Raw genomic sequence first — 13,549 nt, 5'->3', positions numbered from 1 at the left:
CCGGGCCGTGCGGCTCGGACTGCCGGTCACTCCGCGGCGGGCTGCGCTTTCGGCGCGTAGTCCTCAGAATACCGGGCGAGAACCTGATCGATCGGTGCGTCGAGCACCAGCGCGCCCTTGTCCAGGTAGAGCCCGCGGGTGCAGAAGCGGCGGAGGTCGCGCTCGTTGTGCGAGACGAAGAAGAGCGTCCGGCCGGCCGCGAGCAGCTCCTCGATCCGGGCATAGCACTTCTCGCGGAACGCCTTGTCGCCCACCGCGAGCACCTCGTCGACCAGGATGATCGGCTCCTCGAGCCGCGACACCACCGAGAAGGCGATCCGCACCTTCATCCCGCTGGAGAGGTGCTTGTACGGGGTGTCCAGGAAGTCGCCGATCTCGGCGAACTCGATGATCGAGTCGAACCGGTCGTCGACCTCGCGCTTGGACATGCCGTGCAGCCCCGCGGTCAGGTAGACGTTCTCCCGGACGCTGAGGTCGGCCACGAAGCCGCCGGTGATCTCGATCAGCGGAGCGACCCCGCCGCGGACCTCGACCACGCCCTCGTCCGGCAGCACGACGCCGGCGACGAGCTTCAGCAGCGTCGACTTGCCCTGGCCGTTCCGGCCGACGACGCCGATCGCCTCGCCCGCGTGCACCCGGACGTCGAGCCCGCGCAGGGCCCAGAACTCGCCGGGCCGCGAGCGTCGCGTCCCGCGGGAGAAGAGGTCCTTGAAGGAGCGACGGCCGCGGCGGTTCCGCCGGAACCGGATCCCGAGACCCCGGCACTCGATCACGACGGGCGAGTCCCCGGCGGGAGCGCGGCCGGCGGGGGAGTCGCCGCCGGAAGCGCGGTCGGGGGCGTCCATGCTCACAGCTCCTTCAGCACCGCGCGCTCGGAGCGGCGGAAGACGATCAGGCCGAGACCGAGCACGAGGAACGAGATCAGCACGGAGGTGAGGATGAGCGGCAGGTCGAGCTCGCTCGCGAAGAAGGTGGAGCGGTAGAGCGCGAAGATCCCGCTGAGCGGATTGAGCGCCGCCCACGGCCGGATCGCATCGGGCAGGTTCGCCGTCGAGTAGATGATCGGCGAGGCGTAGAAGAGGAAGCGCAGCACCAGCTTGATCGCGCGCTCGAGGTCGCGGAAGAACACGACGAGCGGGGCGACCAGCAGGCCCACGCCGAGCGTGAGCACGCCCTGAAGCAGGATTGCGAGCGGGAAGAGCAGGATCGCCGGCGTCACTCCCGCTCCCGCGACGACCGCGAAGAGCACGAGCACCGGCAGGCTCGCCACGAACTCGATGCCCTTGGAGAGCACGATCCGGCCGACCCAGATGGTGCGCGGGATCGACGTGGAGCGCACGAGCTTCGCCTCGCGGAGGAAGGCCCGCGTCGCGTCGGACGTCGCCTGGTTGAACCACATCCACGGCAGCAGGCCCGCGAGCAGGAAGACGATGTACGGGTCCTCGCCGACGGTGCGCTGGAACACCACGGTGAAGACGAAGTAGTAGATGCCCGACATCACCAGCGGGTCGAGCACCGACCACACGTAGCCGAGCGCGCTGGTGGCGTAGCGGACTGTGAGGTCGCGCTTGGTCAGCAGCCAGAGCGAGTGCCGATAGCGCCAGGCCCGCGAGCGGTGCGGACGCAGGGCGGTCGCACCGGCGTCGACGCGTGCGGGGCTGCTCACGGCAGGCGACTCCTCTCGACCGGCTCGGATCGAGCCGGACGAGACGCGAGCCTCAGACGAAGAGGTTCGCCCGCTCGAGATCCTCGGCGAAGTCCACCTCGACGGCGTAGAGGTCGGAGATGTCCATCGGCTCGACGAGCAGTCTGTCCTGCTCGATCGCCAACTCTATTCCACGCTCGAAGTAGTCCTGGGCGTCGACCCGGGCCAGCTGGCGGATGAGCGCCGGCTTGTCCGCGGCCGAGACGTAGTTGATCCCAACGGCCTCGCCGAGACCGCGCTTGACGGTCTTGGACAGTTCGTCGATGTAGCCCTCGGCGCTGGTCGTGTACTTGACCTCCTCGTCGGACACCTTCGCGGTGTTGACGGTGACGAAGGAGACGTCCTTCGCGATGAGGTCCGCGGTGCGGTCGAGGATGCGCGGGTCGAAGACGACGTCGCCGTTCATCCAGAGCACGCCGCCCTGGCCCGAGGCCTGCAGCGCGCGGAGGAGGCTCTTGGACGTGTTGGTCTGGTCGTACTGCTCGTTGTAGACGAAGGTCGCCGAGGGGAACGCCTCGATGATGTGCTCGAGCTTGTAGCCGACCACGATGCTCACCGGCACCTTCGTGCCGAAGGCGTGATGGATGTTGTCGAACTGCTGCTGCATGATCGTGCGGCCGTCGCTCAGCGGCGTCAGCGGCTTCGGCAGGGAGCGGCCGAGCCGGCTCCCCATGCCCGCGGCGAGGATGACGACGGAGGCGGGCGCGCCGGTGGAGCCGCCGGCGGAGGCGGTCGGGAAGGGCTTGCTCGTCATGTGTTCTCCTCGCGTCGATCGCGGCGGAACGATGTGTTCACCGCCGCGTAGCGATCCTTAACCGGCGTGCAGCGACCTGATCGCTTCCTGGGTCGCCACTTAGTGTACTGTGCACGCCTTCGAAGGCCAGGGGTTGCCAGGAGCCGTGTCGGGGAGGCGGATCCCAGGCTCCTCTCCACAGGGTCCGGCGCGCCCCGTCCCCGTCCGGAGCGACTTGGTACCGTAGCCGGATGACGTCCGCGACGAACGCCGAGGAATCCGAGCGCGACGGCGCTCCGCCCGCCGAGTCGCCGACTCCCGCAGAACCCGTCGCGACGGAGACCGCGGATCCGGCCGCTCCCGCGCAGACGGCCGACCCCTCGCCGCAGCCCGAGACCGCCCAGCCCGCCGACCCCGAGCACCCCGTCGTCTTCGAGCTGCACGCCCTCACCCGCACCTTCGGGCGCACGGTCGCGGTCGACCGCATCGACCTCGCCGTCCGCGCCGGGACCTTCTACGGGATCATCGGCCCGAACGGCGCGGGCAAGACCACGACGCTGTCGATGATGACCGGCCTCCTCCGCCCCGACACCGGCCGCGTGCTCGTGCACGGCGTCGACGTCTGGAAGGACCCGCGCGCCGCGAAGCCGCTGATCGGCGTCCTGCCCGACCGCCTGCGCCTGTTCGACCGGCTGACCGGCGCGCAGTTCCTCTACTACTCCGCCGCGCTGCGGGGGATCGACCGGAAGACCGCCAAGCAGCGCACGGTCGAGCTCGCGGAGGCGCTCGGCCTGACCGACGCGCTCGAGCGCCTGATCTCCGACTACTCCGCGGGCATGGCCAAGAAGGTCGCGCTCGCCGGCGCGATGATCCACGCGCCCCGCGTCCTGGTGCTCGACGAGCCGTTCGAGTCGGTCGACCCGGTCTCCTCCGCGGCCGTGATCACCGTCCTGCGCCGCTTCGTCGCGGGCGGCGGCACCGTCGTGCTCTCCAGCCACGGCCTCGACTTCATCGAGCGCGTCTGCGACGACGTCGCGGTGATCGTGGGCGGCAAGGTCCTCGCCGCCGGGTCCGTCGAGGAGGTCGCCGGCACCGCGACGCTCGAGGAGCGCTTCCTCGAGCTCGCGGGCGGCAAGCAGATCGCCGAGGGGCTGCAGTGGCTGCACGACTTCTCCGGCTGAGGCTCGACGTCTTGCTCGGCGCCTTCCGCTCGGGCGCGCGGCACACGGGCGGTGCCCTGCTCGGAGTGCTCGTCGTCGTCGTGGCGACCGCGGCGCTCCTGGCCGGTCTCGGCACGCTCGAGCCCGGCTCCTGGCTCGCGGACGACGCCGTCGTCGCCGGGGGAGCGGTCGTCACGCTCGGCTTCCTGGTGCTCCCGTTCCTGCTCGGGCCGAAGGATCCGATGGACCCGCGAGCGTTCCGGCTCTTCGGCATCCCGAGTGGCCGGCTCGCGGCCGCGCTCGCGCTGGCCGGGCTCGTCTCCCTCCCCGTGCTCGCGCTCGTCGTCCTCGGCGCGGCGTCGATCCGGCTCTTCCCGGGCGCCGGACTCCTGGCCGTGCTCGGCCCGCTGCTCGGCGTGCTGACCGCGGCGCTGCTGGCCAGGATCGGCCTCGCCGCCTCCTCGGCGCTGGTGCCCTCCCGCACGGCGCGGGAGCTGCTCGCGGTGCTCGGCCTCGTCCTCCTGCTCACCGCGCCGGTCGCGCTCGTGCTCACCACCGGACTCGACTGGGGCGGCGAGGGCTCCGAGGCGCTGGAGCGGCTCGCCGCCGTCCTCGCGCCCACCCCGTTCGGCGCCGCCTGGGCTATCGCGCCGAGCGCGGCCTCCGGGGCGGCCGCCGGCCCGCTGCTGACCGCGCTGCTCACCCTCGTCGTCGCCGGGGCGCTCTGGTGGCTGGTCGTCCGCGCGCTGACCGTCCGCCCCGAGCGCACCTCCCGGCCGCCGCGGGGGCTCCGCCTGGGCTGGTTCGACGTCCTCGGCGGCAGCCGCACCGGTGCCATCGCCGCTCGGAGCACGACCTACTGGCTCCGTGACCCCCGCTACCAGGCGTCGCTCGTCGCCGTGCCGCTGCTCCCGGTGCTCGCCGTGGTGCTGCTGGCCCTGGTGGGAGTGCCGTTCCCGCTGCTCTCGCTGCTGCCCGTCCCGCTCGTCGCGCTGTTCCTCGGCTGGTTCCTGCACAACGACGTCGCCTACGACGGCTCGGCCTTCTGGCTGCACGCCGCCGCCGGGGTGCGCGGCTGGTCGGACCGGCTCGGCCGCGCCTTCCCGACGCTGCTGCTCGGCCTGCCGGTCGTCGTGCTCGGCTCGCTCGTCAGCAGTGCCACCTCCGGCTTCGACGATGCGCTGCCGGTCCTGCTCGCGGTGAACGCCGCGCTGCTCCTGGTGCCCGCGGGGGTCGCCAGCGCCCTCTCCGCGCGGCTCGCCTATCCGGCACCGCGTCCCGGCGACAGCGCCTTCGTCCAGCCGCAGGCACCGGGAGCGAGCGGGGCCGGCTCGCAGGCGCTCGCGTTCGGCCTCGGGCTGCTGCTCTCGGCACCGGCCGTCGTGCTGGCGGTGCAGACCCTGTTCTTCGAGGGCGACCGGGACCAGGCGATCCTCGCGGGCCTCGGCAGCGCGGTCGGCGTCTTCGCCCTGGGCGTGCTGCTCGGCGGCTTCCTGTTCGACCGCCGCGCAGCCGAGCTGGTCTCGTTCACCAGCCGCTACTGAGCCTCAGCGGGCCCCGCCCGCTCCCGCGCTCCGAGCGTAGGATCGGAGCCATGACGTCCCGATTCGAGAACAGCAGCACCGACCCCCTCGAGGGAGGCGGAGGAACCGCCACCCTCGACCGCGAACTCGAGGAGCTCCTCAACCAGGAGACGATCGAGCCGGGCGACCACGAGCGCTTCTCCCACTACGTCCCGAAGGACAAGATCCTCGAGAGCGCGATGACCGGCAAGCCCGTCCGCGCTCTCTGCGGCAAGAAGTGGCTGCCGGGCCGCGACCCGGAGAAGTTCCCGGTCTGCCCCTCCTGCAAGGAGATCTACGCCCGGATGAAGTAGGGCGCCGGCCCGGCCCCGCAGCGGGAGCCGGGCCCGCCCCGTCCGGGCGCTCCGCGCTCAGGCGTAGCGGGTTGGGATCACCGGGTCGCCGCGGCCGAGGCGCAGCGCGTCCAGCGGCAGCTCGAGCACCGCGTTCGCCCGGTGCTCCCGCGCCGCGACGACGCCGGCTGCGCCGAGGTGCTCCTCGCGGATCCGGCCGTCCTCGATCAGTGGCACCAGCAGCGCGCGCTCGTCCTCGCCGACGGCGCCCTTGGGCCCGGCGCCGACGTGCACGACCTCCTCGACGGCCACGCCGTCCTCGGTGAGGCGCCGCCCCGCGGACTTGCGCCCGCCGATGGAGGCCTTCGCCGCCGACTTCTTGGCGACCGAGACCCACTCGCCCGCGTCGTCCTCGTGCGCGACGAGCTTGTAGACCATGCCCGCGGTGGGGTGGCCGGAGCCGGTCGCGACGGAGGTGCCCACGCCGTAGGAGTCGACGGGGGAGGCGGCCAGCGCCGCGATGCCGTACTCGTCCAGGTCGTTCGTGACGGTGATCCTGGTGCCGGTGGCGCCGAGCCCGTCCAGCTGCGCGCGGACGGCGGCGACCTGCTGCGGCAGATCGCCCGAGTCGATCCGCACTGCGCCGAGCGAGGTGCCCGCGACGCGGACCGCGAGGTCCACCGCGGCGGTGACGTCGTAGGTGTCGACGAGGAGCGTCGTGCCCGGCCCGAGCGCGGCGACCTGCGCGCGGAAGGCGTCCTCCTCGGAGTCGTGCAGCAGGGTGAACGCGTGCGCGGAGGTGCCCATCGTCGGCACGCCCCAGCTGCGGCCCGCCTCGAGGTTCGAGGTCGCCCCGAAGCCGGCGATGTGCGCGGCGCGCGCGGCGGCGACCGCCGAGCGCTCGCCGGCCCGGCGCGAGCCCATCTCGGCCAGCGGGCGGCCGTCGGCGGCGGAGACCATCCGGGCGGCGGCGCTCGCCACGGCGCTGTCGTGGTTGAGCACGCTCAGCACCAGCGTCTCGAGCAGTACGCCCTCGGCGAAGGGCGCCTCGACGATCAGCACGGGGGAGCCGGGGAGGTAGACCTCGCCCTCGCGGTAGCCCCACATGTCGCCCTGGAAGCGGTAGTCGGCCAGCCAGTCCAGCGTGCGGGCGTCGACGACGCGGTTCTCCCGCAGCCAGTCGAGCTCGGCGTCGCCGAAGCGGAAGCGGGAGATCAGCTCGAGCAGGCGGCCGGTGCCCGCGAGGATCCCGTAGCGGCGGCCCGGCGGGAGGCTCCGGGCGAAGACCTCGAACGTGCAGCGCCGGTCCGCGGTGCCGCTGCCGAGAGCGCCCTCGACCATCGTCAGCTCGTAGCGGTCGGTGAGGAAGGCCGTCGCGTCCATCCGACCAGTGTTCCATGCACCGTTCCCCGCACGGGGCACCCTCCCCGGGCGCGGGTAGGCTCTTCCTCCGTGACGGACGCACCCCTCGGCATCTTCGACTCCGGCGTCGGCGGACTCACCGTCGCCCGCGCCGTGATCGACCAGCTGCAGAACGAGTCGATCGTCTACCTCGGCGACACCGCGCACTCGCCCTACGGGCCGAAGCCCCTCGCCGACGTCCGCGCCTACGCCCTGGACACCCTGGACACGCTGGTCGACCAGGGCGCGAAGCTGCTGGTGATCGCCTGCAACACCGCCTCGGCCGCGATGATGCGGGACGCGCGCGAGCGCTACACGATCGGCCGCGGCATCCCGGTGATCGAGGTCATCCAGCCCGCCGTCCGCAGCGCCGTCCGCGACACCCGCAACCGCCGCGTCGGCGTGATCGGCACCGTCGGCACGATCCGCTCGCGCGCCTACGACGACGCGTTCGTCGCCGCACCGGACCTCGAGCTGGTCACCGCCGCCTGCCCGCGCTTCGTCGAGTTCGTCGAGGCCGGCGTCACCTGGAGCGACGAGCTGCTGGCGCTCGCCGAGGAGTACCTCGCGCCGCTGAAGCAGGCGGGCGTCGACACCCTCGTGCTCGGCTGCACGCACTACCCGCTGCTGCGCGGCGCCATCGCCTACGTGATGGGCCCCGACGTCCGGCTGGTCTCGAGCGCCGAGGAGACCGCGCTCGACGTCTACCGCACGCTGGTGGCGCACGGACTGCAGCGCACCGCCGCCGCCCCGCCGACCTACCGCTGGGAGGAGACCGGCTCGAGCGACTTCGTCCGCCTCGCCCGGCGCTTCCTCGGCCCCGAGGTCTCGAGCGTCGACCTCGTCGAGACCGGCACGATCAACCTGCGCGAGCTCGACCGGGCCGCGCGCCGCACGACTCCAGGGAGCCCCGAGTGACCGACAGCACCGCCGCCCAGCCCGCCGCCGCCCAGCCGACCGTCAAGCGCAAGGACGGCCGCGCGCCCGACGAGCTGCGCGCGATCACCATCGAGCGCGGCTGGAGCACCCAGGCCGAGGGCTCCGCGCTGATCTCCTACGGGAACACCAAGGTGCTCTGCACCGCGTCCTTCACCAACGGCGTCCCGCGCTGGCTGCAGGGCAAGGGCAAGGGCTGGGTCACCGCGGAGTACGCGATGCTGCCCCGCGCCACCAACTCCCGGATGGACCGCGAGGCCGTCAAGGGCAAGGTCGGCGGGCGCACCCACGAGATCTCCCGGCTGATCGGCCGCAGCCTGCGCGCCGTCGTCGACACCAAGGCCCTCGGCGAGAACACGATCGTGATCGACTGCGACGTCCTCCAGGCCGACGGCGGCACCCGCACCGCGGCGATCACCGGCGCCTACGTGGCGATGGTCGACGCGATCGAGTGGGCCCGCGGCAAGAAGTACGTCGGCCAGAAGGCGCAGCCGCTGATCGACAGCCTGTCGGCGGTCTCCGTCGGCATCATCGACGGCGTCCCGATGCTCGACCTGGCCTACGTCGAGGACGTGCGCGCGGAGACCGACATGAACGTCGTCGTCACCGGCCGGGGCCTCTTCGTCGAGGTGCAGGGCACCGCCGAGGGCGCCCCCTTCGACCGCCGGGAGCTCGACGCGCTGCTCGACCTCGCCGTCGGCGGCGCGGCCGACCTGGCCCGCTTCCAGACCGAGGCGCTCGCCGCGGGGCAGGACGCGTGAGCCTCGACCTCGTCCTCGCCACCCACAACGCGGGCAAGGTCGAGGAGTTCCGGGCGATGCTGGCCGGAGCGCTGCCGGGCGTCTGCGTCCGCGCCTACGACGGGCCGGAGCCCGTCGAGGACGGTGTCTCCTTCACCGAGAACGCGCTGATCAAGGCGCGGGCCGCGGCGGCGCACACCGGCCTCGCGGCGCTCGCCGACGACTCCGGCCTCTGCGTCGACGTGCTCGGCGGCTCGCCGGGCATCTTCTCGGCGCGCTGGTCAGGCCGCCCGCACGACGCGGTCGCGAACCACGAGCTGCTGCTCGCCCAGCTGGCCGACGTGAAGCCGGAGCACCGCGGCGCGCACTTCGTCTGCACGATCGCGCTGGTCGTCCCCGAGTCGGTCCTGCCCGGCGGCCGCGAGGTCGTGGTCGAGGGCCGCTGGGACGGCGCCATCGCCGCCGGTCCGCGCGGCACGAACGGCCACGGCTACGACCCGGTCTTCGTCCCCTCGGACTCAGCTCTCTCAGCCGCGGAGATCGCCCCCGCCGAGAAGAACGCCCGCAGCCACCGGGCCCGGGCTTTCACCGCCCTCCGAGCCGAACTGACCACCCTGGCGACCACCCTCTCCTGATCGGGGGCGCAGCCTCCCGACCGCGAGATGCCACTTGTGCACGCGACACGCCGTGTCGAGCGTGCACAAATGGCATCTCGCGGGATCGGTCAGTGCTTGCGGCGCTTGTCGTCGACGGCGGTGGGGTCGAGGACGAGGGCGCTCGCCTCCGACGCGTCGGTGTCCTTGTCGGCGGCGAGGCGGGCCTTGCGGCGCTGCTGGAGCAGGTGGAAGACCGTCGGGATGATCGCTAGGGCCACGGCGCCGATCAGGATCACGTCGATGTAGTGCGAGACGAAGTCGGCGACGGGCGGGATGAAGGCGAGCAGCCAGCCGATCAGCGTCACGCCGCTGCCCCAGATCAGGGCGCCGATGGCGTTGTACAGGCTGTACTTGCGGTAGTTCATGTGGGCGACACCGGCGGCGATCGGCGCGAAGGTGCGGACGATCGGCACGAATCGCGCGAGGATCACGGCGAGGCCGCCGAAGCGCTCGAAGAAGGCGTTGGTGCGCTTGACGTTCTCGACGCTGAAGAGGCCCGACTCCTTGCGCTCGAAGATGCGCGGACCGGCCTTGTGCCCGATCAGGTAGCCGACCTCGCCGCCGAGGAACGCCGAGAAGCCGACCGCGAGGCAGATCAGCCAGATCGGGACGCCCAGCCCGCCGTTGGAGGCGTTCTCGTGCGCGAGCAGGCCCGTGATGATCAGCAGGGTGTCGCCGGGGAAGAGGAAGCCGATCAGCAGGCCGGTCTCGGCGAAGACGATCAGGCAGACGACCAGCACGCCCCACGGACCGAAGGAGGTGAGGATCGTCTCCGGGTCCAGCCAGGGGATCAGGGCGGCGTGGTTCAACGGTTCTCCAGTCGATCAGTGCCGTGCGGCCGGCCGACGCCGCAGCCGATCCTCGGTCTGCGGCGGCTCGACCGCGCTCACTGTACCGGCGAAACCGGGAAGACGGCCGGGGCGGCCCCCGAAGGTGGCGTGCCACGCCGGTCACTCCGGTCGCCCCTGGTGCGGAAGGTGGGACTCGAACCCACATGCCTCTCGGCACAGGAACCTAAATCCTGCGTGTCTGCCATTCCACCACTCCCGCGTGCGCGCTCCAGTGTAGGAGGGGAGCGCGAGCAGGGGCCCGCGCGGAGACCGCGTGGCCGCCGGCTGCGCTGCCGGTCAGGTGCGCGGGCGCCGGTGCGGCAGGTACCGCGGGATCCAGCGCGAGAGCGCGGCGGCACCGGCCAGCCCGAGCACGCCCATCGCTCCCGCCGCGAACGGCAGCGAGACCGCCGCGGTCAGCGCGGACACCGCGATCGGGGCCGCGGCGTTGCCCGCGTCGCCGGTGAAGCGGAACGCCCCGAGGAAGGGCGCCGGATCCTTCGGCGGTGCGAGATCCGCGGCGATCGTCATCAGGATGCCCGAGCCGATCCCGTTCGCCACCGCGAGGACGCAGGCCACCGCGATGAACCAGGGCACCGGGTCGGCGGCGAGGAGCGTCGCCACCAGCAGCAGGTGCCCGACTCCGAGGCCGATCATCGACGGGATCGCCGTGGCGCCGCGGCCGAAGCGGTCCATCACCTGCCCGCCCGCGTAGAAGAGGGCGAAGTCGAGGGCCCCGGCGATGCCGATGATGATCGCGGTGTCGGTCTCGGCGAGGCCGAGGCTGACCGCCCAGAGCGGGAGGATCAGCGTCCGGCTCGCGCGCAGGGCGCCGATCACGGCGGCGCCGGAGCCCATCCGCGCGAGCACGCCGCGGTGTGAGCGGAGGGTGCGGACCAGGCCGGGGGAGGACTCCGGCACGGCCGCGGCCTCGGCGGCGGCGTCGAGCACTGGGTCGGCGGCGGCGGAGGCGGCCGCCGCGCGGCGCAGCACCGTCGCCGGGTCCGGCACGAGCAGCAATACGACGACCGCGGCCACGCAGCAGGCGATGTGCACCCAGAAGATCGACTCGACCGAGCCGCTGAGGTGCACGACCCCGGCAGCGAGGAACGGGCCGATCAACCAGCCCGCGCGGAACACCCCCGCGAGGGAGGACAGCGCCCGCGCCCGGTGGCTGATCGGCACGAACGAGGTCATGAAGGCGTGCCGGGCGAGCGCGAAGACCGCCGTCGCGAGGCCGATCAGGAAGACGCCCACGGTCAGCGTCACCCAGGAGGTGGAGACGAGGCAGATCACCAGGCCGAGGATCGAGGCGGCCGAGGCGCCGAGCATCGCGCCGCGCTCGCCGATCCGCGAGACGATCCACCCGCTCGGGATGTCGCCCGCGAGCTCGCCGATCATGATCATGCCCGCGACGAGGCCGGCGATCGCCAGCGTCGCCCCGAGGTCACCGGCGACGGCGGGGAGGAGGGGGATGATCGCGCCCTCGCCGACCGAGAAGAGCAGTGTCGGCAGGAAGGTCGAGAGCAGGAGGGGCCCGACGGGGAAGGGGCGCTCGGCGGTACTGCTCACCAGCCCCATCCTAAGCGCCGCCCGGGCGGCCGCCCGCGGTGAGCCCCGGCGCCCCCGGTAGTCTGGAGCCACCATGCTGGACAACGACTTCACCGAGCAGATCACTGCTCTCCGCTCCACCTTCTCCGACATCCTCGCCGTCATCGACGTCGACGAGCTCCGCTCGAAGATCGAGGAGCTGAACGAGCAGGCGGGCGTCCCCGATCTCTGGGACGACACCGACAACGCGCAGAAGGTGACCAGCGCGCTGAGCCACCGCCAGTCCGAGCTCGCCCGGATCACCGCGATCGAGCGCCGCCTGGACGACCTCGAGGTCCTGGTCGAGATGGCCAACGAGGCCGATGACGCCGAGTCCGAGCAGGAGGCGATCGCCGAGCTCGACGCCCTGCAGAAGACCATGGGCGAGCTCGAGGTGCAGACCCTCCTCGACGGCGAGTACGACGACCGCCCGGCCGTCATCACCATCCGCGCGGGAGCCGGCGGCGTCGACGCCTCCGACTTCGCCGAGATGCTGATGCGGATGTACCTCCGCTGGGCCGAGAAGCACAAGTACCCCGCGACCGTGATGGATGCGAGCTACGCTGAGGAGGCCGGCATCAAGTCCGCCACCTTCCAGATCGACGCGCCCTACGCCTTCGGCACCCTCTCCGTCGAGGCCGGCACCCACCGCCTCGTGCGGATGAGCCCGTTCGGCGCCGCCGGCAAGCGCCAGACGTCCTTCGCCGCGGTCGAGGTCATCCCGCTGATGGAGGAGGCCGGTGCGATCGAGATCCCGGACAACGACATCCGCGTCGACGTCTTCCGCTCCTCCGGTCCCGGCGGCCAGTCGGTCAACACGACCGACTCCGCGGTGCGCCTGACCCACCTCCCCACCGGCCTGGTCGTCTCGATGCAGAACGAGAAGAGCCAGATCCAGAACCGCGCGGCCGCCATGCGCGTGCTGCAGTCGCGCCTGCTGCTGCTGCAGAAGGAGCAGGAGGCCGCGACCAAGAAGGAGCTGGCCGGCAACATCACGGCGAGCTGGGGTGACCAGATGCGCAGCTACGTCCTCGCGCCGTACCAGATGGTCAAGGACCTCCGCACCGACCACGAGGTCGGCAACCCCTCGCACGTCTTCGACGGCGACCTCGACGGCTTCATCGCCGCGGGCATCCGCTGGCGCAAGTCCGCCTGACCCGCGGCGGCCCGGCGCGAGCCGGGCCGGCCCCCTCCGCCCGGGAGCCCCACTCGAGCACGGGCGCGAGGCGGAGCCGACGTTCCGCGAACCCGGAAGGGCCTGAGCGTCGACCGGTTCTACCCTGAGAACGTCTCGATCCGAGACTCTCTCAAGAAAGGTGGAACCATGTCGAAGACTCCTCTCCTGATCGCTGCCGGGGCCGGCGCCGTGCTCGCCCTCGCGGCAGCCGCTCCGGCACAGGCGGACGAGCCGATCGCCGGCCTCCCGCTGTCCTCCGAGACGTCGCTCTCCGACGCCCTCGGGGAGGACATCGCGCTGCGACTCGGAGAGACCCCCGCGAACCCGCTCGCTCCCGCCCGAGCAGCGGACGCCGTCGGGGGTGCCTCCGCGGGAGCGGTCGCCGGCGCCGGGCTCCGAGTCGACGGAGCCGCGCTGCTCGACGGCGTCGAGCTGAGCACACTGGTCCTCGAGGACGAGTGGGCGTCCCTCCCCGTGGAGGGCGACCTCGCGCTGCCCTCCGAGCCCACGGGCTCCGTCGTCGCCGGCGGTGCCGTCGCGGACGCCGCCGCCGTCCTCGACAGCGCCGCTCGCGTCGTCCCGACCGGGGCGGTCGACGGCGATGCGGGCGACGCCCCCTCCGCCGACCGCCGCTGAGCACGTCTCCCCGCCGGCCCGCCGCCCAGCGGACCGGCGGGGAGACCCCCGGGAGCACTCCGGCCGAGCGCCCGGTGGGGCTCGCGCTCCTCGGGCTCGCTGCGCTCGGTGCGGCGGCGGCCGCGTTCGT

General features: G+C 72.6%; 14 protein-coding genes and 1 tRNA gene. 8 read left to right on the top strand and 7 right to left on the bottom strand.

Annotation, left to right across the window (positions count from 1 at the left end; genetic code table 11):
• Nucleotides 1-26: 26 nt before the first annotated feature.
• The 3 genes from C1I64_RS10525 to C1I64_RS10515 are packed head-to-tail and all read right to left on the bottom strand — an operon-like array spanning nt 27 to nt 2,459.
• Nucleotides 27-845, bottom strand: a complete 819-nt coding sequence (locus tag C1I64_RS10525; RefSeq protein ID WP_127887164.1) for an ABC transporter ATP-binding protein — start codon at nt 843-845, stop codon at nt 27-29.
• A gap of 2 nt (nt 846-847) precedes the next feature.
• Nucleotides 848-1,666 (bottom strand): ABC transporter permease, encoded by an 819-nt coding sequence (locus C1I64_RS10520; protein ID WP_397459915.1) that lies wholly within the window; start codon nt 1,664-1,666, stop codon nt 848-850.
• 52 nt (nt 1,667-1,718) lie between these two features.
• Nucleotides 1,719-2,459, bottom strand: coding sequence for a phosphocholine cytidylyltransferase family protein (locus tag C1I64_RS10515; protein ID WP_127887163.1), 741 nt, complete (start codon nt 2,457-2,459; stop codon nt 1,719-1,721).
• 230 nt (nt 2,460-2,689) lie between these two features.
• Between C1I64_RS10515 and C1I64_RS10510 the strand changes: the two genes are divergently transcribed.
• From C1I64_RS10510 to C1I64_RS10500, 3 genes are read left to right on the top strand one after another with little or no spacing between them, the layout of a single operon-like run.
• Entirely contained in the window at nt 2,690-3,619 is a 930-nt protein-coding gene (locus tag C1I64_RS10510; RefSeq protein ID WP_127887162.1) for an ABC transporter ATP-binding protein, read from the top strand.
• Complete coding sequence (locus C1I64_RS10505; RefSeq protein ID WP_164874508.1) at nt 3,595-5,142, top strand: ABC transporter permease; 1,548 nt, start codon at nt 3,595-3,597, stop codon at nt 5,140-5,142. The genes C1I64_RS10510 and C1I64_RS10505 overlap by 25 nt, the downstream gene beginning before the upstream one ends.
• Before the next feature lie 50 nt (nt 5,143-5,192).
• Entirely contained in the window at nt 5,193-5,474 is a 282-nt protein-coding gene (locus C1I64_RS10500; RefSeq protein ID WP_123448008.1) for a DUF3039 domain-containing protein, read from the top strand.
• 57 nt (nt 5,475-5,531) lie between these two features.
• Here C1I64_RS10500 and C1I64_RS10495 read toward each other — a convergent pair whose 3' ends face one another.
• The gene (locus tag C1I64_RS10495; protein ID WP_127887160.1) at nt 5,532-6,836 is read right to left on the bottom strand and encodes a nicotinate phosphoribosyltransferase; all 1,305 of its coding nucleotides are present in this window, start codon (nt 6,834-6,836) and stop codon (nt 5,532-5,534) included.
• 69 nt (nt 6,837-6,905) lie between these two features.
• Between C1I64_RS10495 and murI the strand changes: the two genes are divergently transcribed.
• From murI to rdgB, 3 genes are read left to right on the top strand one after another with little or no spacing between them, the layout of a single operon-like run.
• Nucleotides 6,906-7,772 (top strand): glutamate racemase, encoded by an 867-nt coding sequence (gene murI / locus C1I64_RS10490; RefSeq protein ID WP_127887159.1) that lies wholly within the window; start codon nt 6,906-6,908, stop codon nt 7,770-7,772.
• A complete protein-coding gene (rph, locus tag C1I64_RS10485; protein WP_123705079.1) occupies nt 7,769-8,551 on the top strand; it encodes a ribonuclease PH in 783 nt (260 codons plus the stop codon). Before murI ends, rph begins: the two co-directional genes overlap by 4 nt.
• On the top strand, nt 8,548-9,165 hold the full coding sequence (gene rdgB, locus C1I64_RS10480; RefSeq protein ID WP_127887158.1) for an RdgB/HAM1 family non-canonical purine NTP pyrophosphatase: 618 nt from the start codon (nt 8,548-8,550) through the stop codon (nt 9,163-9,165). The genes rph and rdgB overlap by 4 nt, the downstream gene beginning before the upstream one ends.
• 89 nt (nt 9,166-9,254) lie before the next feature.
• On the opposite strand, the gene C1I64_RS10475 is transcribed toward rdgB, so the two are convergent.
• The 3 genes from C1I64_RS10475 to C1I64_RS10465 all read right to left on the bottom strand — a co-directional run bounded on the left by C1I64_RS10475 (nt 9,255) and on the right by C1I64_RS10465 (nt 11,588).
• Complete coding sequence (locus C1I64_RS10475; protein ID WP_127887157.1) at nt 9,255-9,995, bottom strand: DedA family protein; 741 nt, start codon at nt 9,993-9,995, stop codon at nt 9,255-9,257.
• 157 nt (nt 9,996-10,152) lie between these two features.
• Nucleotides 10,153-10,236 (bottom strand) — tRNA-Leu (locus tag C1I64_RS10470).
• Nucleotides 10,237-10,313: 77 nt separating this feature from the next.
• Nucleotides 10,314-11,588, bottom strand: a complete 1,275-nt coding sequence (locus C1I64_RS10465; RefSeq protein WP_244209445.1) for an MFS transporter — start codon at nt 11,586-11,588, stop codon at nt 10,314-10,316.
• Nucleotides 11,589-11,661: 73 nt separating this feature from the next.
• Between C1I64_RS10465 and prfB the strand changes: the two genes are divergently transcribed.
• Together prfB and C1I64_RS10455 are read left to right on the top strand one after the other, a co-directional pair.
• Nucleotides 11,662-12,762, top strand: a complete 1,101-nt coding sequence (prfB, locus tag C1I64_RS10460) for a peptide chain release factor 2 (RefSeq protein WP_123448001.1) — start codon at nt 11,662-11,664, stop codon at nt 12,760-12,762.
• Between the two features lie 168 nt (nt 12,763-12,930).
• Nucleotides 12,931-13,419 (top strand): hypothetical protein, encoded by a 489-nt coding sequence (locus C1I64_RS10455; protein WP_127887155.1) that lies wholly within the window; start codon nt 12,931-12,933, stop codon nt 13,417-13,419.
• Nucleotides 13,420-13,549 lie beyond the last annotated feature (130 nt).

The organism is Rathayibacter festucae DSM 15932, from assembly GCF_004011135.1.
Taxonomy (GTDB): Bacteria; Actinomycetota; Actinomycetes; order Actinomycetales; family Microbacteriaceae; genus Rathayibacter; species Rathayibacter festucae.
This window is presented reverse-complemented; position numbering and strand designations above follow the sequence as displayed.

What these genes read in the sequence shown, in the direction of transcription:
- C1I64_RS10455 (WP_127887155.1), top strand. Translation starts at nt 12,931, where the DNA reads ATGTCGAAGACTCCTCTCCTGATCGCTGCCGGGGCCGGCGCCGTGCTC.
- C1I64_RS10495 (WP_127887160.1), bottom strand. Translation starts at nt 6,836, where the DNA reads ATGGACGCGACGGCCTTCCTCACCGACCGCTACGAGCTGACGATGGTC.
- C1I64_RS10525 (WP_127887164.1), bottom strand. Translation starts at nt 845, where the DNA reads ATGGACGCCCCCGACCGCGCTTCCGGCGGCGACTCCCCCGCCGGCCGC.
- C1I64_RS10510 (WP_127887162.1), top strand. Translation starts at nt 2,690, where the DNA reads ATGACGTCCGCGACGAACGCCGAGGAATCCGAGCGCGACGGCGCTCCG.
- C1I64_RS10500 (WP_123448008.1), top strand. Translation starts at nt 5,193, where the DNA reads ATGACGTCCCGATTCGAGAACAGCAGCACCGACCCCCTCGAGGGAGGC.
- prfB (WP_123448001.1), top strand. Translation starts at nt 11,662, where the DNA reads ATGCTGGACAACGACTTCACCGAGCAGATCACTGCTCTCCGCTCCACC.
- C1I64_RS10515 (WP_127887163.1), bottom strand. Translation starts at nt 2,459, where the DNA reads ATGACGAGCAAGCCCTTCCCGACCGCCTCCGCCGGCGGCTCCACCGGC.